This window comes from Chryseobacterium fluminis (genome assembly GCF_026314945.1).
GTDB lineage: Bacteria > Bacteroidota > Bacteroidia > Flavobacteriales > Weeksellaceae > Chryseobacterium > Chryseobacterium fluminis.
Genome location: NZ_CP111121.1, coordinates 4,945,159 through 4,970,700 on the forward strand (window position 1 = coordinate 4,945,159; position 25,542 = coordinate 4,970,700).

At 34.5% G+C, this 25,542-nt stretch carries 18 protein-coding genes and 1 tRNA gene; 11 read left to right on the top strand and 8 right to left on the bottom strand.

Annotated elements, in window-relative coordinates; translation table 11 throughout:
- Positions 1–20: 20 nt before the first annotated feature.
- A complete protein-coding gene (locus ODZ84_RS22545; RefSeq protein WP_266174770.1) occupies positions 21–2,831 on the bottom strand; it encodes a TonB-dependent receptor in 2,811 nt (936 codons plus the stop codon).
- Between the two features lie 429 nt (positions 2,832–3,260).
- Positions 3,261–3,410: a hypothetical protein gene (locus ODZ84_RS22550; RefSeq protein WP_266174771.1), complete on the bottom strand. Its 150-nt coding sequence runs from the start codon at positions 3,408–3,410 to the stop codon at positions 3,261–3,263.
- A gap of 395 nt (positions 3,411–3,805) precedes the next feature.
- Here ODZ84_RS22550 and ODZ84_RS22555 point away from each other — a divergent pair.
- Together ODZ84_RS22555 and ODZ84_RS22560 are read left to right on the top strand one after the other, a co-directional pair.
- A tRNA-Ser gene (locus tag ODZ84_RS22555) sits at positions 3,806–3,890 on the top strand.
- A gap of 255 nt (positions 3,891–4,145) precedes the next feature.
- Positions 4,146–5,399 carry a site-specific integrase gene (locus ODZ84_RS22560; protein WP_266174772.1) on the top strand — a complete coding sequence of 418 codons (1,254 nt, stop codon included), beginning with the start codon at positions 4,146–4,148 and terminating at the stop codon, positions 5,397–5,399.
- A 154-nt stretch (positions 5,400–5,553) separates the two neighbouring features.
- On the opposite strand, the gene ODZ84_RS22565 is transcribed toward ODZ84_RS22560, so the two are convergent.
- Positions 5,554–6,435, bottom strand: a complete 882-nt coding sequence (locus tag ODZ84_RS22565; RefSeq protein ID WP_266177429.1) for an IS982 family transposase — start codon at positions 6,433–6,435, stop codon at positions 5,554–5,556.
- Positions 6,436–7,014: 579 nt separating this feature from the next.
- Between ODZ84_RS22565 and ODZ84_RS22570 the strand changes: the two genes are divergently transcribed.
- Together ODZ84_RS22570 and ODZ84_RS22575 are read left to right on the top strand one after the other, a co-directional pair.
- Positions 7,015–7,620, top strand: a complete 606-nt coding sequence (locus ODZ84_RS22570) for a recombinase family protein (protein ID WP_266174774.1) — start codon at positions 7,015–7,017, stop codon at positions 7,618–7,620.
- A gap of 70 nt (positions 7,621–7,690) precedes the next feature.
- Entirely contained in the window at positions 7,691–8,425 is a 735-nt protein-coding gene (locus tag ODZ84_RS22575) for a hypothetical protein (protein ID WP_266174775.1), read from the top strand.
- A gap of 22 nt (positions 8,426–8,447) precedes the next feature.
- Here ODZ84_RS22575 and ODZ84_RS22580 read toward each other — a convergent pair.
- A protein-coding gene (locus ODZ84_RS22580; protein WP_408612347.1) for an IS3 family transposase occupies positions 8,448–9,805 on the bottom strand; the annotation gives its coding sequence in 2 pieces (ribosomal slippage) (positions 8,448–9,467 and positions 9,470–9,805; 1,356 coding nt in all).
- Between the two features lie 387 nt (positions 9,806–10,192).
- On the opposite strand from ODZ84_RS22580, the gene ODZ84_RS22585 reads away from it, so the two are divergent.
- Positions 10,193–10,531, top strand: a complete 339-nt coding sequence (locus ODZ84_RS22585) for a hypothetical protein (protein WP_266174777.1) — start codon at positions 10,193–10,195, stop codon at positions 10,529–10,531.
- A gap of 1,112 nt (positions 10,532–11,643) precedes the next feature.
- Here ODZ84_RS22585 and ODZ84_RS22590 read toward each other — a convergent pair.
- Positions 11,644–12,471 carry a T9SS type A sorting domain-containing protein gene (locus tag ODZ84_RS22590; protein WP_266174779.1) on the bottom strand — a complete coding sequence of 276 codons (828 nt, stop codon included), beginning with the start codon at positions 12,469–12,471 and terminating at the stop codon, positions 11,644–11,646.
- 818 nt (positions 12,472–13,289) lie between these two features.
- Between ODZ84_RS22590 and ODZ84_RS22595 the strand changes: the two genes are divergently transcribed.
- Positions 13,290–13,802, top strand: coding sequence for a hypothetical protein (locus tag ODZ84_RS22595; protein WP_266174780.1), 513 nt, complete (start codon positions 13,290–13,292; stop codon positions 13,800–13,802).
- 418 nt (positions 13,803–14,220) lie between these two features.
- On the opposite strand, the gene ODZ84_RS22600 is transcribed toward ODZ84_RS22595, so the two are convergent.
- Together ODZ84_RS22600 and ODZ84_RS22605 are read right to left on the bottom strand one after the other, a co-directional pair.
- Positions 14,221–14,529, bottom strand: coding sequence for a hypothetical protein (locus ODZ84_RS22600; RefSeq protein WP_266174782.1), 309 nt, complete (start codon positions 14,527–14,529; stop codon positions 14,221–14,223).
- A 47-nt stretch (positions 14,530–14,576) separates the two neighbouring features.
- Positions 14,577–14,933, bottom strand: a complete 357-nt coding sequence (locus tag ODZ84_RS22605; RefSeq protein WP_266174783.1) for a response regulator transcription factor — start codon at positions 14,931–14,933, stop codon at positions 14,577–14,579.
- 308 nt (positions 14,934–15,241) lie between these two features.
- Here ODZ84_RS22605 and ODZ84_RS22610 point away from each other — a divergent pair, with 308 nt between their 5' ends.
- Together ODZ84_RS22610 and ODZ84_RS22615 are read left to right on the top strand one after the other, a co-directional pair.
- Positions 15,242–17,443: an ATP-binding protein gene (locus ODZ84_RS22610; protein WP_266174784.1), complete on the top strand. Its 2,202-nt coding sequence runs from the start codon at positions 15,242–15,244 to the stop codon at positions 17,441–17,443.
- Positions 17,444–18,221: 778 nt separating this feature from the next.
- Positions 18,222–20,078 carry a tail fiber domain-containing protein gene (locus ODZ84_RS22615; RefSeq protein WP_266174785.1) on the top strand — a complete coding sequence of 619 codons (1,857 nt, stop codon included), beginning with the start codon at positions 18,222–18,224 and terminating at the stop codon, positions 20,076–20,078.
- 567 nt (positions 20,079–20,645) lie between these two features.
- Here the strand turns inward: ODZ84_RS22615 and ODZ84_RS22620 are convergent.
- A complete protein-coding gene (locus ODZ84_RS22620) occupies positions 20,646–21,215 on the bottom strand; it encodes a hypothetical protein (RefSeq protein ID WP_266174787.1) in 570 nt (189 codons plus the stop codon).
- Positions 21,216–21,681: 466 nt separating this feature from the next.
- Between ODZ84_RS22620 and ODZ84_RS22625 the strand changes: the two genes are divergently transcribed.
- From ODZ84_RS22625 to ODZ84_RS22635, 3 genes are all read left to right on the top strand, one after another.
- Positions 21,682–22,554, top strand: a complete 873-nt coding sequence (locus ODZ84_RS22625) for an NUMOD4 domain-containing protein (protein WP_266174788.1) — start codon at positions 21,682–21,684, stop codon at positions 22,552–22,554.
- A 1,350-nt stretch (positions 22,555–23,904) separates the two neighbouring features.
- Positions 23,905–24,507 (top strand): Crp/Fnr family transcriptional regulator, encoded by a 603-nt coding sequence (locus tag ODZ84_RS22630; protein ID WP_266174789.1) that lies wholly within the window; start codon positions 23,905–23,907, stop codon positions 24,505–24,507.
- A 337-nt stretch (positions 24,508–24,844) separates the two neighbouring features.
- The gene (locus tag ODZ84_RS22635) at positions 24,845–25,405 is read left to right on the top strand and encodes a hypothetical protein (protein ID WP_266174790.1); all 561 of its coding nucleotides are present in this window, start codon (positions 24,845–24,847) and stop codon (positions 25,403–25,405) included.
- The last annotated feature ends 137 nt before the right edge of the window (positions 25,406–25,542 follow it).

The following is a 25,542-nucleotide window of genomic DNA, read 5'->3' on the forward strand; positions in this document are numbered from 1 at the left end:
ACTTGCTTCAATAATTTTTATTAAAAATCAAATTTTAAGCCCATCGTAAATCTAGGTCTGTAGTATTCTGCCTGAGCAGTTCTGTTTTCGATACCCTGATAATATCTCAACGGCTGATTGGTCAAATTATTAGCTTCAGCGAAAATTCTCAGCTGACCGGTAATTTTATAAGAAGCATTGGCATCAAGAAACAGCTGATTATCGTAATACCGGTCTTCAAAGGCATTTCCTCCCAGTTCATCAATATATCGTGCTGCATAATTCATGGATACCCGTGCCGAAAAGCGTTTGTTTTCCCATGAAAGCGATCCGTTGAACATATGCGGAGCGGTACCCGGGAGCCCTACATCGGTTCTTTCAATCCCGTCTTCATTGGTGATTCCTTTTGCTTTGGACTTCGTATAAGTGTAATTTACATAAACACCCAGGCCTTTCCAGAATGCTCCCGGAATAAAATCCAGCTGTCTCTGCAAAGCAACCTCAAAACCGTAAATGTTTACATGATCTCCATTCCGTTGTTGGGTAAACCTCCAATTGTTTTCTCCGTTAGGAATCGGGTTGGCCTGTCCTGCAAAATCATTGGCAAAATCTGCGGTGGAGTAATTTCTCCTGGAATAGGTATAAATAAAATCTTTTAAATTTTTATAAAACAATCCTCCGGAAAGGATCCCTACCGATTTGAAATATTTTTCCGCCATAAAATCGAAATTGTAAGCATACGTAGCCTTAAGGTCAGGATTTCCGGCGGAAACGATCTCATCTGCAGAAATAACATTGAGATAAGGAACCAGCGCATAGTAATTCGGACGGGCCAAAGCCGTCGTAAAGGCTGCTCTAAGGACCAGGTTCTGAACAGGAATATATTTAAATGAGATATTCGGAAGGATATTGGTGTAGGTATTGGTATTGTTGATTTTTCCTACGAGATCCTCTTCATCCATCACATAATTTCCGGTATAATCAATTTTTGTAGTTTCAATACGGGCTCCTGCGATCATCGACAGTTTAGCACTGAAATCCTGGTCCCAGCGGATATATCCGGCATAAATATGTTCTTTTGCACTGTAATTGCCCGATAGAAATTCCTCAGGTTTAGATTCTGAATCAAACAGATTCGGATTGTATAAATCCAATCCTCCCAGATAAGAGGCACTTGCAAAAGTTCCGGGGACATAATTTCCGGGCTGGAAATGGTGGCCGTCAAAATACGTTGTCGGAACAGATACGAGGCTTCCCATATCATTAACCGGCTCAAAGGCGAAATAATCATTTTCCCTTTCTTTTGTTTTAAGGCGTATTCTCGCACCCGTGCGAATCCTCCCTTTCTGATCCCGGATGACTGAAAACGGAAAGCGTACGTTGACTTTTCCCCCAAATTCTTTTTCCTGAGTAAAATTATTAGAATCTGAAAGATCACTTAACTGATAGTTTCCCAAATTGTCGTTACCTATGGTAGAAACCATTGGCTTTTTGGGGTTAGTGAAGTCGGTGGCGAAATTTAAATCATCACTCTCAAATTCAATATATCTTTCATGAGGCTTTTTCTCACTTGCGGTTGCATAGTTCATTGCCCAGTCGAGGTCGATCTTGGAACCCAGCAGATGTTCGCCTCTTAGTGCGTAATTCTGAACTTTTTGTCTTTCCAGACGCGTATTATCATTATTGAAATCGCCGCCTTTATTCTGCCTTGTCATGCTGCCTTCCCAATCTGTGATCTGTGTTCCGTCATCGTTGTAAACAGGTTTTATTTTATATCCTAAAGCATAACGGTTTTCTTTATCGTTTCTGAAATTATACATGGCAGAAGCGTAGATTTTGTTTTTCGGATTGAACTCATAATCCAGATTAAGATCAAAGCTGTGCCGGATGCGGTGCTCATTATAATACCGGATTCCCATTTTGCTGACGTAAGCAGTCTGAGCGGCATCTTTCGCTACGCTCCAGGTCGGCTCGATATTATCAGAGCCGAAATTATTGTTGTTATAAGAAAAACTGAAAACGGCACCCAGTTTTTTATTTAAAAAACGGTTTCCATAGACCAGTCCAGCCGTATAATTTCCCTTTTCACGGATCGGATTGTAGCCTCCGGCTAATGTTGCAGAAATTCGCTGTCCGTTCGGCGACGCTCTTGTAATCAGATTGACGGATCCGCCAATAGCATCAGCATCCATATCCGGGGTCAGCGTTTTGTTAACTTCAATGGTTGAGATCATATCCGAAGGAATCAGGTCCATCTGGACATTCCGGTTGTCCCCTTCAGCAGAAGGAATTCTATCACCATTTAAAGTAACTGAATTCAGATTGGGTGCCAATCCCCTGATAATAAGATTTCGGGCTTCACCCTGATCGTTTTGGATGGTAATTCCGGGAACCCGTTTAAGCGCGTCACCGATATTGGCATCAGGAAAACGGCCGATCTGATCAGACGATATAACATTGGTAATATTGGCATTGCTCTTCTGTTTATTCAAAGCTCTTGCCTGGTTTTTTAAAGCCGGACCTGCAACAACGACCTCCTGAATGGTCGTTTCTTTTCTGGCAAAAAGAATATTCTGTCTGGTATTTTTATCGGATTCTACGGCAACCTGGTATTCATTACTTCCATATCCGATATAGTCAATTTTCATCGTGTACTTTCCTGCCGGTACATTCAGGAAAACAAAATTTCCGTGATCATCAGAGGTGGTATAGATATTTCCGGGCATCAGGGTAATTTTGGCTCCGGGTAATGCAATCCGGGAATCATCATTGATATTTCCGGAAACGGTACCGGTCTGAGCATAAAAATAAATGGATGCACAAAACAAAACAGACGTAAAAATTTTCTTCACTTTTCTTATTAGATTTAAATTCCTGCAAAATTAAATGCTTGTGTAGGAAATGACCTGAAATGAAGATTAAGCTTAGTTTAAAGATTTGTTAACGATTGTCCTCTGAATGCGCCATGCTATTTAGAAAAGCTGTTTAAGCTTCTATTATCAAAAAGTAGATCCGAAATATTTTAAACACTTAAGTTAATTAAAGTAATATACTTTACGCTAAAGAAGTACACGTAAGTTTTTTGAAAATCTTTGATTTTCACCTGATGTGAACTTAATTCTGCGGTATTTTTTTAAACTTTCTAAAGTATACTTAAGTGAGAGGCAGTAAGTACCACACACCGCTACCTCACTGCTACCCCACGAATCCCTTCACCGCTACCGCACGAATCCTTTCGTGTGGTTGTCTGAAATCACAGATTTCTAAGCACTTAAGTTAATTTAAGTAATACTTTGCGCAGAAGAAGTACACTGAAGTCTTGTTAAAAATCTTTTGATTTTCTTCTGAAGCACACTTAATTCTGCGGTATTTTCTTCCCCGAAATAGTCCTTTAACGAAGTTTCCGCCACTGGCAACCGATTTTCAGCCATTTTATAATGATCTGAATTATTTTACCAAGTCAAACTTCGTAGAAAATTTTCTTTTCCCTCTTCTTAAATGGTAAAATCCATTTCTCTATTTTTTCTTTGCTGATGATTTCCAGATTGTTAGTGTTTTACATTGCAATCCAAAATTGCTAATTTTCTCGGAACTCTTTTTTCCTGAATAAGTTTAAACAACTTTAGAAATAATGAACTTAATCTTAACCATAATGATCATTAAATTGTTGTTATTTTTTACGGAATTAAAATGATTAACACTGATCTTTAGTTTTTTACAGTTAACCGTAAAAATCAGCACTAAAATAATTCGAAAATAATTTTGCCGGAAATAGAAATATTTCTATATTTGCACCACTGAAAACAACGATAACATCGGGGTTTAAGGAGAGTTGGCAGAGTGGTCGATTGCGGCAGTCTTGAAAACTGTTGACTGTAACAGGTCCGGGGGTTCGAATCCCTCACTCTCCGCTAGGTTAGAAACCAAAATAAGCTTAAACGCTGTAAATATCGATGTTTACAGCGTTTTTTGTTTGAGAGCAGGTGTCAAAAAAAACCAAAATAGGTCACGATTTATATGTCCTATTTCATGTCCCACTTAAAAAATCACAAAAATGGGTCACGAAAAATCAAGGAAAACCCGACCAATAGGCAGTCTAACGATTGTACATCTTGCAAAAAGTGGTAACAAAAGGTAAATTATTAATCAATTAAAGTTATCACACTATGAACAAAACATTCAATCTGCTATTCTTTATAAAAAAGAATAAAATCAGAACAAACGGAACCGCTCCCATCTACCTACGAATTACGATAGACGGCAAGGCAACAGATATTGCTGCCAAAAGGTATATCGATCCGAAGAAATGGAATGTTAAAGCACACAAGGCATTGGGGAATACGCAAGAAGCTAAAACACTAAATCTCTATCTTAAAACTTTGGAACAGAAAGTTTACGATTTCCACTACTTGATGCTGAAAGAAGAAAACTTTGTAACAACAGAGAGTTTAAAATCTAAACTGCTTGGAACGGATATTAAGAAAAGGATGCTTATCCCCATCTTTCAAGAACATAATGACAAAGTGGAAGCACTGGTCGGTCAGGATTTTGCTCCCGGGACATTGGAGCGTTATAAAACATCTTTAAAACATACGCAGGAATTCATCAATTGGAAATACAAAACTTCTGATATTGACATTACGGAAATTGATCACGGTTTCGTCAGCGATTATGACTTCTGGCTGCGCAGTGTAAGAAAGTGCGGGAACAATACTGCTGTGAAGTATCTCAAGAATTTCAAGAAGATCATTCGGTTGTGTATGGCCCACGGATGGATCTCCAAAGATCCCTTTCTGGGCTATAAGGCAAAAATAAAGGCTGTGGAGCGCCCATATCTTACCAAAGAAGAAATTCGGATGATCTATGAAAAAGAATTTACATCAGAACGATTGACCCAAGTTCGGGATATTTTTCTTTTCAGCTGTTACACTGGCCTGGCTTATGTGGATGTCAAACAATTGTCTAAATCTAACATCAATGTCGGCATTGATGGTGATCAATGGATTTTTACTCATCGTCAAAAGACAGATACCTCAACCAGAGTTCCATTATTACCTTTAGCACAGGAATTGATTTTAAAATATGAAGACCACCCAGAATGTGTAAATTCAAATGTCTTGTTTCCCGTTCTCAGTAATCAAAAAATGAATTCGTATCTGAAAGAAATTGCGAGTGTCTGTGGAATAAATAAAGATTTGACGTTTCATGTCGCTAGGCACACATTCGCTACTACTGTAACTTTATCAAATGGTGTTCCTATTGAAAGTGTCAGCAAAATGCTAGGTCATACCAATATAAAAACTACACAACAGTATGCTAAGATTTTGGATAAGAAAGTGAGTCAGGATATGTTGAGCCTACGAAGTAAACTTCAAGAAGAAAATGATGAAGGTGTTTCACAACTAAACGATGTAGGTTGAGAATCACTTAAACAAAAACCTTTTTCGTACAGAGATACAGGAAAATTTCATAAAAAATGCCGTTTTCACGAGTAGTGAGACGGCCTCGCTCAAATACTAAATTAACCTGAGTTCGGTTTAAGCGAATTGTAAAAACAATTGGCCGTCATTTACTTTATTGAGGTTTAGTGAGGGGTTTTTTAGGGAAGAAGCAATATGCGGTTAATCCTCCCAAAATATTGATTATAAAATTGTTCACACTTCTATGTCTGGTATGTTCTATCTGGCAATGATTTTTAAGTTCATCATTTATAGTCTCAATTATTGCTCTTTTTTTTAATAAAATTTTGTCTTCCATCTTCATAATATGATTTTTCATATTTTTTCGGAGTTTGGTAAAAAGCTGAATGCCATCAGCGAAAAGCATTTCCCATAGAGCTTTTGAAAGATATCCTTTATCTGCAAATAATTTTCCAAACAGCTGCTGAGTCATTTTTTTTATATGTTTTGGATTTCGGTCATCTACATTTCCTTTTGTTAAATAGAAGGATAAGAGTTCTCCTTTTTCATTACAAACCAAATGAAGCTTAAAGCCATAAAACCAACCCATTGAAGATTTTCCACGTTCTGCCAAACCTTTGAAAACTTTATGATTGTGTATTCTTTGATTTCTGCAAACTCTCAGAGCTGTACTATCCATAAAACTTATTCCGGTGCATTTTCCCAAACATTTTTCTTTCAGAAACAAGGCCAAAACCACAAAGTTTCTTTGCTGAAGTTCAATAAACCGATTGTATGAAAGACTGGTGGGAAATAAATCTTTCCAATACCCACAAACTATTTCTTTGTAATAATGCTTAAATGTTTTGTGGGCACCTAAGTGAAATCCTATCATGATGGTGATAATTTCAGAATCAGACATTCTGGATGTTCTGTTTCTTCTTTTCTTGCTATCCCCAAGGGCCTGTTTTTTCATTTTTTTAATTTGAGCAGCAAACTCTTTACAAAAATCATCAATTTGTACAAAAATATTTGTAATTTGGTCTTTCAAAATCATAAGTAATAATTCGTTTAAACATTTGAACATCAATAACTTAAATATACGAATTATTACTTTTTCATACAAATTTTATTTCATTTCCTTATCCCGAACTCAGGTTAAATTAAATAATTGTTTTTAAAAGTGTAGAACTATTCCTTTCAAGGGATCTTGACGAGCGTATCTTCAAATACTTCTATCGACGATTTAATAAGATTAAGTCAAATTAAGCAGATATTTTATCCCTCAATTTTATCAAAAAAATTATTACAGCATTTTGTTTAATACAATTTAATTCTTAAACCTGTAAAAATTAAGGTTGGAATATCGAGTGTTTAATTTTCTGCTGCAGTCTTGTACCAATAACTGAAAATATGTCAAAACATTAATTGAAGATTTGGAAAGAATTTAGCAAATTTCAAATCTAGATGTTGATTCTCTTTTTTAAAAATTTATTATTGGAAATTTCGGTCGTTTTGTGAGATTTTTAAAGTGATCGGATTGATCACTTTATTTTTTCAGAATATTTTCTCAAAATGTCGTATCAGTAAACAAAGTTTCATAAATTTACAAGATATGAGTTTAATGTAACAAATTATGAAAATAGGATATGCCCGGGTTTCAACCAAAGACCAAAATTTAAATTTACAGATTGAAGCGCTTGAAAAAGCTGGCTGCGAAAAAACTTACATGGAGAAAATTTCCGGTACAACAAAAAATCGTCCGGAGCTTGATAAGATGATCGAACAGTTTAGAGAAGGTGATGAACTTTATGTATGGAGACTGGACCGATTAGGAAGAAGCTTAAAAAATATCATTGATTTGGTTTTAAGTTTAAGTGATAAAGGTATTATCATAAAAGGTATAACCGATGGAGTGGATACTTCCACCGTGAACGGTAGACTCTTTTTAAATATAATGGCATCCTTATCTGAATATGAGCGCGAGCTAATCCGGGAGAGAACCAATGCCGGTTTACAATCTGCCAGAGCAAGAGGTAGATTGGGTGGTAGACCGAAGGGCTATACTAAGGAAACAATTTCAAAACTTTTACTTTTACGTAATATATATAAGGATATCACTAAAAGTCCGGAAGAAATTTATAAACCGTTTGGATTGACAAGAGCAACTTTTTATAGGTATGCTAAAATTCTGGATAATCATACGGATGAAGAAATAAAGAAAATGGCAATTAAAAAATAATAAGATACGCCAATAGATTGCGTAGTAAGAATATATTTTTGAAAACTATATATCAAAATTAAATTGTAAAATGTCAATTAATTGGAACAGTATAAATGATGGGCTTCGACCTGAAGTAGAAGAACCCGTTTTACTTGCTAAAGAACCTACTGAAGATTTAATTAATAATTGTAGAGTCGGTTCATTGATAATACATGAAGATTCAGGGGAAGTAGGATGGTTTGTAGGAAATGATTGTCATGTAATTACATTATCTTCTAGAGCATATTGGACATATTTAAATGAAAAGATACTTTCTATTCCAGATACGGATGATGAAAAGATACTTATAAACTGTCTAGAGGAGTATATGTTAAAACTTCAATATTTTGAAAAGAAATTTCAAAAACTAAGTGAGTGTATGATGACAAGTGGTAAAGGCATATATCCACTAGACTACTTTGTTGCAGGAATTTTAAATAGGAGCCTTTCTCTCATTTATGGCTTTGACACTTTACTTAGGTGTGCAAACTTTATTGGCGCCCTGCATTTGGTTAGACCACATCTTGACAATTATTTAAGACTTTCAGCTTCGTGGTTAGTAGAAAGTCCACATGATTTTGCCAAAGATGTTTGGGGAGGCGTTTCCGTTAGAAATATTAAAGATAGAGATGGAAGAAAAATGACTGATGTATATCTTAAGGAAAAGGCTGCAGCAGAATTTCCATGGATAGAGAGTGTATATAATGAGACATCAGGATTTATTCATTTCAGTAACAAACATATAATTGTACGTCTTCAAACCAACTTAGACATTTTAGTTTAAATCCTTAAGGAGGATTTTCGATTTATAAACTTACTAATTTTTGTTGGTTATATATTTGTCTTCTTTTTCGGATGGATTCCGCTTTTGTTTGCTTTCTTTTTTCCAAAATCTGTTCTGATCTTCCGAAGTACACATCTGCTGGAGTGAGGTTATTTATCGACTCGTGATAGCGCTTGTTATTGTAGTTTTCTACAAACTTCTCCAGTGCCTGGATGAGTTCCTCGGGATGATAAAAATGATTTAGTTTCACTACATTTTTCATCGTTCTGTGATAACGTTCAATCTTGCCCTGGGTCTGCGGATGCATTGGTTTTCCGTGAACCTGTTTCATCCTTAAATCGTCTTTCAGATAGCTTTTCAACTCATTGGAGACGTAGCAGGAACCGTTGTCCGAGAGCAGTTTCGGTTTGGCTTTGGTCTTTAATTTTGCTTTTTTAATGGCTGTGTCCACCGTTCGTTTCACATCTTCGGCTTTCATTGAGTCGCATAGCTCCCAGTGAATGATGTAGCGGCTGTAATCGTCCAAGATCGTGCTCAGATAGTACCATCCCCAGCCTATGATCTTGAAATAAGTAAAATCTGTCTGCCACATTTGATGCACAAATTCCGTTTTGTCTTTGAACTCATTTGCTGCCGAAAGAAGAAAATGATTCGGTGCCGGGATTAAGTCTCTTTGCTTCAAAATCCGGTAAACACTAGATTCTGAAATAAAAACACTTTGCTCATCGGTAATTTTGTAGGCCAGTTCCCTTGCAGATAATTCGGTGTGTTCCAAAGCGATCTCTACTACCAGATCTTTCTGTCTTTCAGGAATGCTGTTCCATTGCCTATGGTTTGTTCTTTTCGTAGTTTCCAAGCCATCATAGCCGTTTTCCAAGTAGCTTTGATACCATTTGTAAAAGCTGCTTCTAGCAATTCCAAAACTTTCCAAGGTTCGTTTCACGCCGAGTTCACTTGTGGTTACCGTTTGAATGATCTCGTATTTCTCAGCTGCCGATAATCTCATATATTTCCTGTATTTATCGATTAATCCAGCCTGTCTAAACTTTTTTTTACAATGTCATAGCGAACGACCAGATCAGCTACGATCTCTTTCAAACGTGCATTTTCCTTCTTCAGATCTGATACTTCATCACTCGTAGCCTCGCGAGCGACATCTCCATTTAAGCGCTTCTTTCCTGCTTCCATAAACTCCTTGTTCCAGGCATAAAACTGCGACTGTGCAATATTATGGTTCCTGCAAAGTTCGGCTACGGAAGTCTCCGCTCGAAGACCTTCCATCACGATTAAAATCTTTTGCTCTGCAGTGAATATTCTGCGGGTGTTCTGCCGAATATCTTTTACGAATTTCTCGGTCGGTTTCTTTTTCGGTGTTGCCATAATTAAAATTACTCTTTTTATGAAAACACTCCTTAAATTTTTAATGTCTAATGTCCACTTTTTGCTGACGATTTACAACTAACAAATTATAATTTAAAAATATCAAGACTTTAATTTTTAATTATTGACAAGTCTCAAAAAACGATAATTCTTCTAGATACTAATTTAAATTCATCTTCTGCTTCAAAAAAAATCTTAAATATTTTTTTTCTACAATTGTTGAATAATTATTACAGTCACTTACTCGTATTTCAAAATATTTACTGAACCTCTATCATTCCATAAAAAAATCTACAGATTTTTAAAAACTTTAAATCTTTAAGAATAAAAAGAAGCGAGAGCAAAGAATGGAAAATAATAAATTGAAAATATAATAAAACGATAACTATGGCAGAAATTCAAAGAAGTAGCACAGGTCTTTCAGGAGAATATTTTGTAGCAGCAGAATTCCTTAGAAGAGGATTTAGTGTAGGAATTACAATGGGAAATGCAAAATCAATCGATATTCTTGCAGAAAGAGATAATAAACAATTTATTATTCAAGTTAAAGCTATTTACAAAAGGAAGAATATAGGATGGCCATTGATGAAGGATAAAATTAATTTAAATCACTATTATATATTTGTAAATCTTAATGCAGATCAAATGGTATCTCCAGATTTTTATATTGCTACAGGTAAAGGTGAATCTGTAGAAATGGGAAGTTTTAACATCATATACTTATGATAAGAATAATAACCCATACTTGAATATTATGGGTTACGATAAAATTATGCCGTATATTTTGGAATCATATGATGAATTTATGACCGGTAAAAATAATATGACCCATTATAAGCTCTTTCAGCGTAAACAATCGCCAGATCTAGGGCTTACTACAAATTTTGAGATACTATATAATAAAAAATAATCTTCCAGAAAAAATTGTTTCAAAATATTATAACAAAGATGGTATTCTCTATGATAATATCACCTATACTTATAACCAGTAAAAAATGCTATAACCTATATTATGAAACAGTTACCTGTGTTATGAAGAGAGCAAAACATACTCACAAACTCTTACAGCAATAGTTAATTACCATCACAAATAATATGAAATAAATCTCAAAAACGATATTAATTTTACATGTATCTAACTGGTATACATGTTTGAAGCTCTTTAATTGAAAATTTAAAGAGTTTTTTCTTCCGTATAAGCTAAACTTGAGTTAAAATTTTTGATTTAGCGCTTTATGATCCAAATCATAATATATCTAGAGTTTCGTCTTTAATTTTAGATAGATTTCATATAATCGTTTTATTTACAAGTGCGTTAAATCCTTTCTATAATGGAAAGGATTTTATTTCATTTAATAACATGAAGACATATTCTTGCTATTATTTTGTAAAAGTGATGAAATCATGTATTAAATCACCCTATTATTTATCTTTATACCACATTTTTCCTAGATTGCGGCTCCTAAAAACTTATTTTGGTAAGTGATTTTTTATAAGCAGAACTCTTTCTATAGGAAGGAGTTTTTCTATTTTCTGAAAAGGACAATGCTGACCTTTCTATATCTATAATTGTGTAAATTTGACAACATAATGACATTTGAATTGTCAATTGTGAAGGATTTTATAGTCCTTTAATTCCGTCATAAATATAATAAAACAAATTAACATATTAGTTATAAGTTGATGTCTAATAGATCTCAGAAAACATAAATATTTTTTATTCTTAAAAAAATAAAATCCCCTGCTTTTAGGGGATTTCTTCTCCTCTTTGCAATCAATATCTTTTATTACTTTGCAAAAACAGATGTTTATATCTGATAGTTTATAATAAATATCAGTTATTCTTTAATTATTTTGTGAGCTTCTGAAGCTGATTTTAGAATGTATATGCCTTTTGGGAGATCTGAAATATCTGCCTGGCTCGCCCCCTTAACTGCATTGAAAGTTTTCACTAACTCTCCGGCGTGGCTATATATTTCAAACCTTGTATTTTCAATAGTGTTAATAGTGATAGGTCCGCTTGTAGGATTAGGATAAATCCTTGTTTCTTTTTTGAAAGTTTTGACATCATTAGCAGCCAGTACTATACTGCTGTCTTTTACCCAGGTAAATGCATCCAGTTTCATATACCTGAAATTTCCACCTATGGTAATTCTAAGTTCATCAATTACAATGTTGGAATAGTTTTGACCATTTAGATTTGTCATATCAATCAAAGTATACCCATTAGTAGATCCTGTGGATGCAGTAAATCCCGTGGTTTTGGTTTGGGTAAACTTAGTAACTCCTGATAGCCTTCCTGTTATAGTAACTGTTCCTGCACTACCCAGGTTTCCGTTGGCATCACCCAAATAGGCCCAGAATCTGTTTACCTTAAACAAGTTTGATGTGGTTTTAATGGCCAGCGATGAATTAGCATTTTGTGACGTCGCTGTCCCGGTATTATCAATAAAACGGTTGTCCGCTGCTATACCATTCCATCCACCTGCTTGTATAACATTAACCTTATAGGTTGCTACTGTTGAAAGAGTATTAAAAATAACTCCGTTATCCGTAAAGTTTGTAGAACCCACAGATTCAGTTTCAAACTGCTCGGTACTCGTTTGTGCAGATGCGAAGCTGGAAATCATTAGACTCCAGATAAAAAGTAGAGTTGTTTTTCTCATAATTTTAAAGTATTAAGATTAAATTATTTAAGTTGTTGTAAAAAAGACAAATGTATTGCTTATAAATGTGTTGTCTGACTATTCTTATCCGTAAATTTTCACTATTTGCATCTCAGTAAATCTTCTTTTCAGGTAAGATTCTCTTTCGTAACCTAAGGCTCTATCCATAAAAATCTTTAGTGCCGCCAGAAATGATAATTAGGAGGGAATTTTCTTACCTGTGCTAAATTTATTGTTAACGGCGGCTAATGTGTATCAGTTATTTGAATTTGCGGATAAAAATTACCTTGTAAATTGCTGCTTTTATAGTTTTTAAGAAACTGTGATTAATAGGTATTTAATATTTTTTTAATTTTTCAAAGTAACGGGAAATATTTATAATGCACAATAGTAGAATTAATAAAATACAAGCAAAGTTTCGCTTTTTTTGCCTGCTAAAATATCTGATTGCCCATTTTGATATTATCCTTTTTTTACGAGCAAGATATTTAGATATTGCTCTCAAATCATTAAGATGACATAGCCATTAAAATGAATAGTACAGTCAACTAATCACCGAGTTTTATCAAGCCTATCCGATTGAGAGAAATTCCTATAAGGTGCTATATCTAATAACTTCTTTTATTATATTTGAACTTACATTAATGTGATTTTAATAAAATGATTTTTCCAGAGGTATTAAGTTAAAAATCAAAAATAAATATCACAAAACGATCAAAATAAACTATCGAATAGTTTTAGTTTAAAGTGAGTGTTGAAACTACTTGTACTTAGATGGATTACTATTTGTACTTAGATGGATTACTATATAATTACATATGAAATACTTGATTTCCTCATTTTTAATCCCTTTACTCTTATCTTGTCAATCTGGAGAAGCCCGCAGTTTTGAGAGACTTCTTGACTCTACAGAGCAGAAAAGCTTACGTATACTGATTTCAGACGGCCAGGAAAAGAAACGTCTGGAAGCTTTAGTAAGGAATAGACCTGATATAGCACTTTCTATCGGGAAACAGCAGACTACAGAACTAGCTGGATTAATTCATGAAATTGAAAAAGCGGATGTGAGTGGAGTACAGAATGCGGATATGTTAAAAAAAAATATATTAGACTATTATAAAGGGTTACTTCAATTAAAGAATTTAGATCTGGCAGAAGCAGAGCTTATGGTTATATCGCTGGGAAAGGATACTGCAATAGCACGTAAGGCCACAATAAATATTTCAAATCTGCCAGCTAAACGATTACAGGTGTATAAGGGCATCAGCGAAAGTGATCTGGCTATACAGAAGGCCAGGAAGAAATTCATGGATTCTAACCCAAGACGCTAGCAAACCAATACAACTGTGACTGAATAACTTGGAATTGATAGAGTAATGTAAAAGTTTGAGACTTTGCATTATATTTACAAACATAACTGTTCTAAAAACCTATAAGACCTTACCGAGCCAGATGACAACTACCAGTATTGAGTTGATTAATTGTTCAAATTAGTAAATTAGAGATAATTATCTCCACTTCATAAATGATCTACAACTTTTACAATTAAATTGTCAACAATATTGGAAGTAAAAAAACTGGAAAAGGTTTTGTGCAATAGTTAGACGAAGGTTAAAAATTGCAGTTTTGTGGCTCTATTTACTCAACTACCGCAAAGTTTCAAAATACGAATAATAGATATAAATGAATCTAAAAAAACGATTAATAACTGCGTGCCACTAAATTATCAACGTCCTTTTTTTCATGCGCTCACAATAAAGCAAAACAGATAATAATAGTGGTGAGCATGATAACACCCATAATACTATAGGTGAAGATCTCTATCATCCGTATAAATTTATTCCGTTGTGCAGATGCAACTGATATATCATTATAATACATCTTGGTGAGTAAAATGGATGCTGATCCCACTGCAAAAAGATAGCCTCCCGTTCCCATTAATGCAATAGGGTAAGCAATAAATATATTAGGCTTACTCACTATTAAAACAACCCCTGCCATAAGAAGAAGCAAGCCCAATATAATCGAAATAATTTTAATCTGTTTATTGTTTATCATAATATGTAACTTAACAATAAATGATAATTTTAAGGTTGTAATTTTAATTAATTAAGAAGACTTTCAATTTTTCCCACAACATTACTAATATCAAATGGTTTAGATATAAAATCGTCAGGCTGGTAGGTAGCTTTTATATTGCTTAAGTTTGCATGAGCACTCATCATAATTACAGGTAATTGACCAGTATTTATATCCTGCTTAATTTGCTGACAGAGGTCAATTCCCGATCCATCCGGCAGCATAACATCAAATAAATAAAGATCTGGTTTGAATGCATTATCCCGACTGGCAAATTCCCCAACAGATCCAAAAGACATCACCTCATAATTCTCAGAAACCAGCAAAATTTCTAAAATATCTCTAATGTCTTCATTATCTTCAACTATTTGTATCTTTTTCATACTTACTTTTATCAATTTTCACACCAAATGAGATTCTTTCATATCCTTATTGATAAATATGATACAATATTTATTTTAGTTATAAGACCAATATGATTTTAAAAATATTTTTACGCTACCGATATTAACTATTGAATAGCATTTACGATTACTTTTAAAATAAAAATAAATCTCTAGACGATTAATAAAATCAATAACTGTTTTCAGGAGACAATTTATTCATAGAGAATACTATTTTTGTAACCGAATATATTTTAATTAAAGACATACTTAGCAAAAAACCTCAAATTCCAATATTTTGAACGAAAATGAATGAAGATGCTTTAGATCTGTGCAGCAGAGAACCTATCCATATTCCGGGATTTATCCAGTCCCATGGTTATCTTGTAATTCTAAATCCTGAACTTAACATAATTTATTGTAGCGATAATTTATACCAGCTTCATGATCATTTGCCTCAGGAATTATGCGGTATGCCTGTTTTGTCGATTAACATCCTTTTTGATAAAGGCGAAAATGATAATTTTATACATGATTTTATCAAATTATCATGGCAGGGAAGATATTTTAAACCACTGAACCCTTATGTAGTGATGATTGAAGGTCAAAATTATAACATGGTTATCTCTTTATCAGGGGAAAATTATATTCTGGATTTTGAGCCTGAATTATCAGATCTATATTCCGATCCTCAAAATTTGATTGGGGCTAGCTTGTCCCAGATGCTTGCTGATAAAAATATCAATGCTATTTTAGCAAATACGGTGACGCAAATAAAAAATATAATTGGGTATGACCGGATTATGATTTATAAATTCCATGAAGATGGGCATGGTGAGGTGGTTGCGGAAGAAAAGGAAGAAATGTTTGACACGTGGCTTGGCCTGCATTATCCTGCATCGGATATTCCTAAGCAGGCACGGGAGCTGTATATCAAAAATCTTATCCGGTTAATTGCAGATGTAAATCAAACTCCTATAAGTATATCAGGTATAGAGAATATCCCTGCTGATCTAACCAACAGTACCTTAAGAGCAGTGTCACCTGTTCACATCCGTTACTTAAAAAACATGGGCGTAAGCTCCAGCTTCAGTGTATCCATTGTCGTTGATGATCAGTTATGGGGGCTTATTGCATGTCATAATTATACACCGCGGTTCATCAATTACAGACAACGAGAAACCGCTAAGCTTATCGGGCAGGTACTAAGTTCATGCGTAGGTCTGCGAAGCCAGGAAAAAATACAGAAGGAAAGTATGGAACTCCAGGTAGCAGTGATGGAAGTAACACGTAACCTCTTAAGCAGTTCGAAGATAGAAAGTTTTATAGAAGATAGTGCCGATGTGATCCTTCCATGTTATAAAGCTTCAGGCATTGCTTTTATTTTTGAGGGTAAAGTTTATGCATCCGGTAATGTTCCTGATGATGATAGAATAATGAAAATCGGAGCGTTTCTGGAAAATAGCCAGCAAGATGTTATTGTTTCAACTGACTGCAAATCAGACTTTCCCAATATAGATATGTGTAGCAGTAATTTTGCGGGTCTTCTGGCTTGTCGTCTTACTGCCGACCTTAAAGATTGCTTGATCCTGTTCAGAACCGAAATTTCACTCACCGTACGGTGGGCTGGTGATCCTGCAAAAATTGTCCATTATGACAAAACGGGCCAACCTTTTATATCACCCAGAAATTCTTTTGAGCAGTGGTCTCAGGAGGTTCAGGGCAGAGCAGAAGACTGGTCGGAAAATGAGAAAAGGACCCTGCTGGAGATTAGGGACGAGATCAATTTTGCTATAGGAAGAAAAATTTCCGAGTTAAGAATACTCAATGAAAAGCTTAGGGATGCTTATGCGGAACTAGACACTTTTGCCTACACGGTTTCGCACGATCTGAAAACGCCTCTGACGGCTATCAAAGCTTTTGCAGAGTTAATCGGCAGAAAAACATCAGAAATGGATATTCTGAGAATGTCCGATAAAATCGTAGATAATTCCGACAGGCTTCACCAGATGATTACAACGGTTCTGGAATATTCCAAAGTCGGGCAGCAGTATATCAAGAAGCAGACCATTGATATGACATTACTGATTGATGAAATCAAAGGGCAGCTTATCATTAATCCTATTAATGAAAAACTCCAGCTGAATGTTTTTTCAACGCCGGATATTGAAGGGGATCCTGTTCTAATCTTTCAGGTTTTTCTAAATGTGATTGAAAATGCAGTTAAGTATTCTCATTTAACGGAAGCTCCTAAAGTATCGGTAAAAGGTTATGCTCAAAATAATGAAATTGTATATGAAATCACAGACAATGGAATTGGAATGAATGAGGAGCAGCAGTCAAAAATTTTTGGACTTTTCAGCCGCGCCAATAACGTTTCAGAATTTGAAGGCAGTGGAGTAGGGCTTGCTACAGTAAAAAAAATCATGAACAGACATGATGCAACGATTAATGTAAAGAGTGTAGAGCGACAAGGAAGTAATTTTATTTTGAAATTTCCTTTTGAGTAGTTTTTTAAAAATTAATCGTATCTAAACAAATCTCAAAAAAACGATTGTTTATAAAATGTCAAATGTTCGAGTAACTATCCTTTGCTTTGGAATTAAAATCTATCGGATATTGTTGTATAATTGTAAATACTCTATTTATTTTCTGAATCTGCTGATGATGATCCAGGCGAGCGAACATATTAGGATGCCCGGAAGGACTGCGTAGATGGGGAGCCAAACTAAAAGTAAGCCGCTGGTAGATGATTTTGAAGCCAGATTGCTAATGTCAAAATACCACATAATTTGTGCTATAAGCGGAAATAGCAACAATATCAATATTGCGAGAATATAGCAGATAAATGCTGCAGTATCAGATGGCTTTATGTTCTTAAAAACTGTAAGTTGAAAGATGTAAAAAATAGCTATCGGAAACAATTGATACAAGGCAAAATAATTGAAACCCAAGACCAGAAAAGCCACAGCGGCACATGATAGACATAGTATAAGTGCAGTGATATTATTCATTATCAAATATAAGTATATATTTTTTTTACGTACTATTCAACCAATCTTAAATTCAGGTATGCATATCCAATTGCAATATGGATGGAAAGCAGGCAAAGGTTTAGGAGGAATGGTGATATTGTTAAGATTGCATTACAGCAAAAAAAGAAAGTCTATCATATAGATCCAGAAAATTCTATAGGACTTTATATCAGATTAATATGTTGTATGATTTTAATATTTCTATAAAAATTTTAGTTAATTTTACGGATACAAATCATAATAATAATTACATATGAAAAAATATTTATTACCAGCCTTTTTGTTGTTGGCCTTATACTCAAATGCTCAGGTGGGAATTAACAATGTAGTTCCAAAAGCTACGTTAGACATCTCTGTCATTAACAGCAATACGCCGGCCAATACAGACGGACTGCTCATTCCCCGGATTAATTCGTTTCCGGTGACTAATCCAACGGCGGATCAAAACAGCATGTTGGTGTATTTAAGCTTACCGACACCCGCGGGATCACCATTCGGTGCAAATTCTCCGGGATATTACTACTGGAACTTCCCTCAGTTAACCTGGGTTCCGTTAAATAATTCCGGATCGGTCTGGCTCATCAATGGCAACAGTTCCACAGTAGACGGTACGAACTTTTTAGGGACCATTGACAATACTCCGCTGAACTTCAGAATCAATAACGAACGGTCCGGAAGAATAAGTACGATACAGACTTTCTTCGGATACAGATCCGGCAATAGTGACACCGGCAATAATAATGCAGGAATCGGCGACAATGCCTTATATGCTAATATTACGGGAAATAATAATGCTGCTTTCGGTTCAAGCACATTATCCAATAATACTACCGGAAGCGAAAATGTGGCGGTCGGAAGGAATGCTTTGAGCCAAAATACAACAGCTTCCGGAAATACGGCAGTCGGGTTTGAAGCCTCCTATTCCAATGCTGTTACCGGCGGAAATGTATCCGTAGGCTATCAGGCTCTGAGAAACAACACAACCGATTCCAATACGGCTATAGGATACCAGGCTTTAACCGGAAATGTATCCGGCAGCGCCAATACGGCCATCGGGCGAGGGACTTTAAGTGCTAGCGGTAACGGGAGCTCCAATACGGCCGTCGGCAAGGAATCCATGCAGAATAATACCTCCGGAGAGAATAACAGTGCGGTAGGCATCCAGTCTCTGCGAAGCAATACTACCGGAAATGACAATACAGCAACCGGCGCTTTTGCGCTCTACTCCAATACGAGTGGTACCAACAACTCGTCTTATGGAATCAATTCCATGAGATCTACCATTACCGGAGGCAGCAATACAGGGATGGGTAAAGAAGCCATGTATAATAATACCACAGGAAATGGCAATGTAGCCCTGGGGTTTGCCTCTATGTATGCCAATATTGATGGTAACGATAATGTAGCTGTAGGTACAGATGCCGGAAGAGACAACTCATCAGGATCAGGGAACGTGGCAATAGGCCATGACGCTTCCCGCATCAATACTTTAGGCAGCTGGAATGTGGCCGTAGGTAATCTGGCCCTTTACAATAATATAAATGGCAACAATAATACCGCGCTGGGTAATAGTGCCGATGTTACAGCTGCCAATATCAGCAATGCCACTGCGATCGGGAACGGAGCGAAGGTCAACATTTCCAATAAAGTAAGAATCGGTAATGAGAATGTCACGGTGATTGAAGGTCAGGTAGCGATGTCGGTGGCCTCAGACAGAAGATATAAAGAAAAAATAGCTCCGATACCATTGGGGTTAGACTTCATCAACCAGCTTGAACCTGTAGAATATATTAAAAAAAATGATCCCGAAAAGCGGATGGAATGGGGACTGATTGCCCAGGACCTTGAAAATATACTGGGTAAGAATAATTACAAAAACGCAGCCATTATCAATAACGGACGATCGGATAATGATTTTCTTTCGGTACGGTATAATGATCTTTTTGCCCCGATTATCAGAAGTATTCAGGAATTATCTGAATCAGACAAAAAAAATGAAAAACTGGAAAAAATTATTAATGAGCAGGAGTTAAAAATCAGGGACCTAAATTTAAAACTTGATCTTTTAGAGAAAAAAATTAATCAGATGACTTCTTCTGGAGTTCTTTAATAAAATATCAAAAGATTAATTATAACCTTTAAAAATGATTAAAATTGACAATTTGTGAAAAAGGAAGCTCTATATTTTAGCAATAGTATAAATATTTATACTATTGCTAGCTTTCTTTTCTAAACATGAAAAGGAGTCAAAGTTGGAATCTTGGAAGTAAATAGATCGATAACCTGTGGATACAACTATAATTTCTTATGGTAATTAAAAATCTCACAAAACGATGCAAATTGTTAGTTTGAGATGAAATGTATCCAATTTTATAATATGAAACATAAAATTACAATAGTCGAAGAGATTTCATCATATTACGCTTTGAGATGATACAAACCAGCAGCATTTTGAAGTGAGGATGTTCTTTTAATCCCCATGAACATAGGTTTAGAAGTGCGATTATGTGATCTTTTTGGATAAGATGGGAAAGCGAGATATTCAAAGATTCTAAAACGGGTGTAAAATCTTATTTTACTCATTAATATGTGATAAAGCAGTTGAGATAAGCACCCCACAAGGTGAAAAATAAAAACCTCTCAGAGGCGAGAGGTTAACACGAATGATGAATTAGGTTTATTTAGCATAGAAGAATATACCTTCGTATACCCATCCGTTACCACCTGCCCCTAATTCATTCCAATTAGTTGTATACAAATGTCCATGTTTTGAAGGTCTATAATACCTATAAACTGGTGTAGCATCGGAACCATAAGCATATCCTATTAATTCCGTTTGCTGATAGCCCTGTGCCACAACCGCAGGAATGTCATGGGCGAAAATTATAATATTATCTCCATTTCCTGGATGAGTCATGCTATAAAGAGGATCTATATGACCTAATCCAGACTCTCCTGCCAAAATAAACGCAGTTCCTTCATCTCTCCATCCAAGCGACGGAAATCCAGGCGGCAAGTGATTAGGTGAGCCAAAGTAATGCTTCATCAATTTATTGCTGTAATAACGTGTGATAACTTTTTCCCAAGTTTTAGATGCTTCACCTCCTTTATCAGATTTATTGTTAAGTTTTGTCTCATTTTGAACTTGGATTTCAGAATTATCTCTATCACAAGAATAAATAGTTAAAGCACATATTGAAGCGAAAAGTAGTTTTTCATAGTTATAATAGTTTTTAGTTCGATGCAATTATACGAAAATGATAATAATATATCCAAATTTATTTATAGGCTGTCTAAAAATTAAATTGAGACTAAAATACTAAAGCGGACAATACCTAAGGTTTAGTTCAACACGGTATTGCCGAAGTTTTTGTCTTTAGCTTTTGTTATATTAGAACTGAGGTATTTCTTTTAAGCTTAGTGCTAAAAAGTCCACCTTCGGCAATAACCAAACCATTATCCATAGATATAACTCATCTTAAAAAACGATTACAGAATAAATAATTTATGAAAAAAAGAAGCTTTATATTCTCGCAATAATCGCAGTAATCATCATATTTCTGACTTTTGTTACTAAGTATGAAAAGAGAAAGGTGGTGGGAACCTGGGGAATGAATAGGTCTATTGAACAGGGATGTAACTTTGGCTTCTAATGAAATTATTTCGCTAATTATCCCAAAGAACGATATTTTCGCAAAAAAAATTCTCAACTGATGCAACTACCTCTAGAATTGGAAGACCAATACGTGAAAGAAATCCTATATAATACTGACCTGGATGATCTTCCGGGTGAAGAATGGAAAGTAATTCAGGATATTGAAAACTATGCAATCTCTAATCTTGGAAGGGTAAAAAGCCTGGAGCGGCTGACTCCAATGGCCAATGGAGGCTTTCGTAAGGATGGGGAAAGAATTATCAGACTAAGTTTTGTAAAATACTTTAACGGTTATCTTCAGCGTACTTTCTATCATGTGTTTTGTGGATTTTCCCTTGAAGGTAAGAAGTTTCGTAGGTCGGTTGCCCGCCTTGTTTATTATTATTTTGTTGAGAAATTTAATATGAATGATCAGCATATAGCTATTTCCTATGGTGATACTAATTCTCTTCATCTGAACTATAATAATTTAGAACTACTTTCCATTAGTGAATTAAACCGTAAGAAATTTCGTGAAAAAAGGGCTAGTCATGTTAAGCGGGCTGTTAATCAATATACCGTGTATGGTGAACAACTTTCTAATTTTAAAAGCATTAGTGCTGCCAGTAAAGCCATAGGAACCAGTGCAGGCGGTATACTGTCTGTGTTGAAAAAAAGAAGTTTTACAGCAGGAGGTTTCCGGTGGTTTCATGATGATTATATACCTGAGAAAAAAGATTTTTTAACGTTCAAAAAAAATAAAACTTTACATAGTAAAGAAATTCTTAATTTTTCCTTATGGGAAAAATTAGGCAAACCTGATATCGATTCAATGCATCCCCCTGCCTGTATAAATTTATCCCTTATCAATCTTCCAGGGGAGCAATGGAAGAAATACCGGATTTTAAAGGTCAGTATATCATCTCTAATAGAGGGAGGGTTAAGCGCATAAATGGTTGGGCATATATCAGCAGGAGTAAAATCTTTGTAGAAGAAAAGATGATGCCTCTTAAAATAGTAAATTCTTTAAGTAAAAATCTCCATTTGAGTGTCAATCTAAGGAAAAACGGCCGCAATGTCAATATGTCAGTCTCCCGTTTAATGTATTATTGTTTTATTCAGGAATTTGATCTTAATGACAGAAGTCTTGTCATTAACAACTTTAATGAGCCAAAATGGGATATCAACCCTATAAAACTCTCACTTATTACAATTTATTCTTCAACTCATCCAGAATTGCAGGGTAAATAATTAAATTTAATTAATCCTGTTTTTGAAATGGTCTAAATGCCTTTCTATTTATTTTAAAAAAAAGATGTATTTGATGTAAAAATACTGGTCACTTTGGATTGAAACTCGGTTGTTAGTATTATTGCAATTTTTACAGTTACCCAGGAAAGGGCATACAAGGTTTTAAGCGGTCTAATTCGCAAGATAAAAGCATAGCAATTTCATTATTTCAAATTTATTTACTCTGAGAATTCCAGAGATTTTTATTTTGAATTCTTGTATTAATCAAATTATTTGTTTAAATTCACTCTATTATAAAATACTAATAATCAATATTATGGAAAATTTACGAAAAATTACGAGATCTGGATTAAGAGAAATTCAGGGAGGAGTTGAAACATGTATTCAAAATTGTCTTCAAGAAGGATATAGAAAATGTTGTTTAAAAGGAAAGCCTTATATATGCATATCGGATAATCAAGTGTGCGCATAAAATAAGTTGAATAAAAAAGATCATCAGTCCAATCTGATGGTTTTTTTATGAAAAAATTTCAGTCTTGCAGCAATGTTCATTTTCATTAAATCCTCTATAACAATTCTCATCATCAAGAGCTAATACTAATAATTGATTACTTCTAAATTGTGAATGTATAAATAGCAGTTTGCTGGATGTTTGGAGTATTATACAATTTTAAATATTCTTTTGCAAATTGGAATCACATTTTATTGAAGTTGCTAACTTTGTTAGGGGATAATTCTCTTTATCTTTAAGAGTATGAAAAGATTAGAAAAAATTACAGTTTAGAGTTTAAGATCCAAGCAATACAGGCGACATGCATTTACTTTAAAAGACGTGAGCACAACGTTGATTACTCTGACAGCAGTGGTGGTGTTGATATGAATACTGCCAAATTATGCGGTAAGGGAATTGCTTTGGCCGGCATCTTTCTGATTTACCTCGCCACATCCATTTTGCCTTAGAATTAACGTAATTTTCATGAGGTTTGTTTTTTATGACGCCAATCATAAAGCAGTATGGTCAATATTAATTATCTTCATCATATGTTAAAGGATGAGAAAGATGATTAATGATAAATATTTAAGATTTCATGGCGCTGTCGAGAAGACTTTCAGCAAAGGATCGTATATTTTTAGCAATGGAAACTTTCAAAATCATTATTATCAGATAACTGATGGCGTTGTGAAACTGTTTTCCACAGGATTAAATACCTTAGGTATGACTTTTCAATTGATAAGAAAAGGCGAACAAATAAGTCTTTACTCAATGTTTGCTGAAATGCCTTTACTTCATGATGCATTGGCACTTACAGACTGTCGTATTCTTGTGATGCCCAAAGAGTGCTTTAATAAGATTATAGAACATGATAAAGTTTTGATGTTAAAGATTATCAAACATCTTTCGACTGAATCTTTTTCTCAGCCGCTGATGGACTCCTTTTCAATCACAGATAGTCCAAGAGTCAAAATTCAGCAGCTATTTCACAACTTGAAATATGAGAAGGTTGATCAGGAGAAATTCTCTTATGAGGTTAGGCTGAAGTTAAAGCAAATCGCCGATTTAACAAATGTTGATATCGAACAAATAATGCCATGTATCAAATCCCTTGAAGAGCAGGGTTTATTGAAAATCGTTAATGATAAAATTTATTTTTAATGTGAAGGAATTTCAAATTTGAATGGGAAATAGTAACACACAAAAAATTCATCAAATATAATATTGCGAAGCCTTTAGACTAATGTTAGTCAGAACAAATAAACAGTTTCAAAAAATTTTAGGATCAGTAAACCACTATCAGATAAGTTACTTGAATTAAATATACATCTTTAAAACAAATATAAGTTCTACTTAATTCATTAAAACTTTAAGAATATTTCTCCTCATTCTCTCATCAATTATTTAGGATATAAACAAACTTTTATATACTTTTTGTTATCGTATTGCGTAAATTTACATGTCACGTATAATAACATCAAAATTTAACATACAGACATTGAGGAAAAATTTAAAAGATATATTTTTAATAATTTTAGCTGTTTCAATTCTTGCAATTGTCTATTTTTTTTCAAAATGGAATAAGATAGATATTGATGAAAATATTGGAAAATCACGGGAAATCAATGATCTTAATTCCAAAGTTTTTGACCCAGCTTTTCTCATGTTTGACTCTGCAAAAATACGAACTGATTTTGAAATTTTTGAAAAAGAAGATGACACTGTATCTTTCAACTTAAAAATTAATAAAAGTCTGAGATCTGAAAATATTTATTCTTTGACTTTTAAAAGTGGTGATGGGTTTTCAGGAATTAATATAGATGTATTGAAATACAGAAATTTCTCTTACACATCAGCAGAATTTTATACTGATGATAAAAGTATGTTTGATTTTATCAATTCAGGGAGATACACTTTAAAAAAACAAAAATTAACATTAAATAAATCTCAATATAAAAAAGGAGATAGCATTTTTGGAAAAATCGAATTGCAAATAAAATTCAATCCAACTGATTCGATAGTGAACTCCAGAGGTTACTTCAGAAGTATTATTGAATAATTAATTTTAATATAGTCTATTATAACATGCAAAAGCAAATAGAAGTTATTAATCCTAATCCCTTAGCCGGCAAAATTTTCAATATCAACTTTTAGCTTTATTGAAAATTTTGCTATATTCAATCTTTTATATTTTAA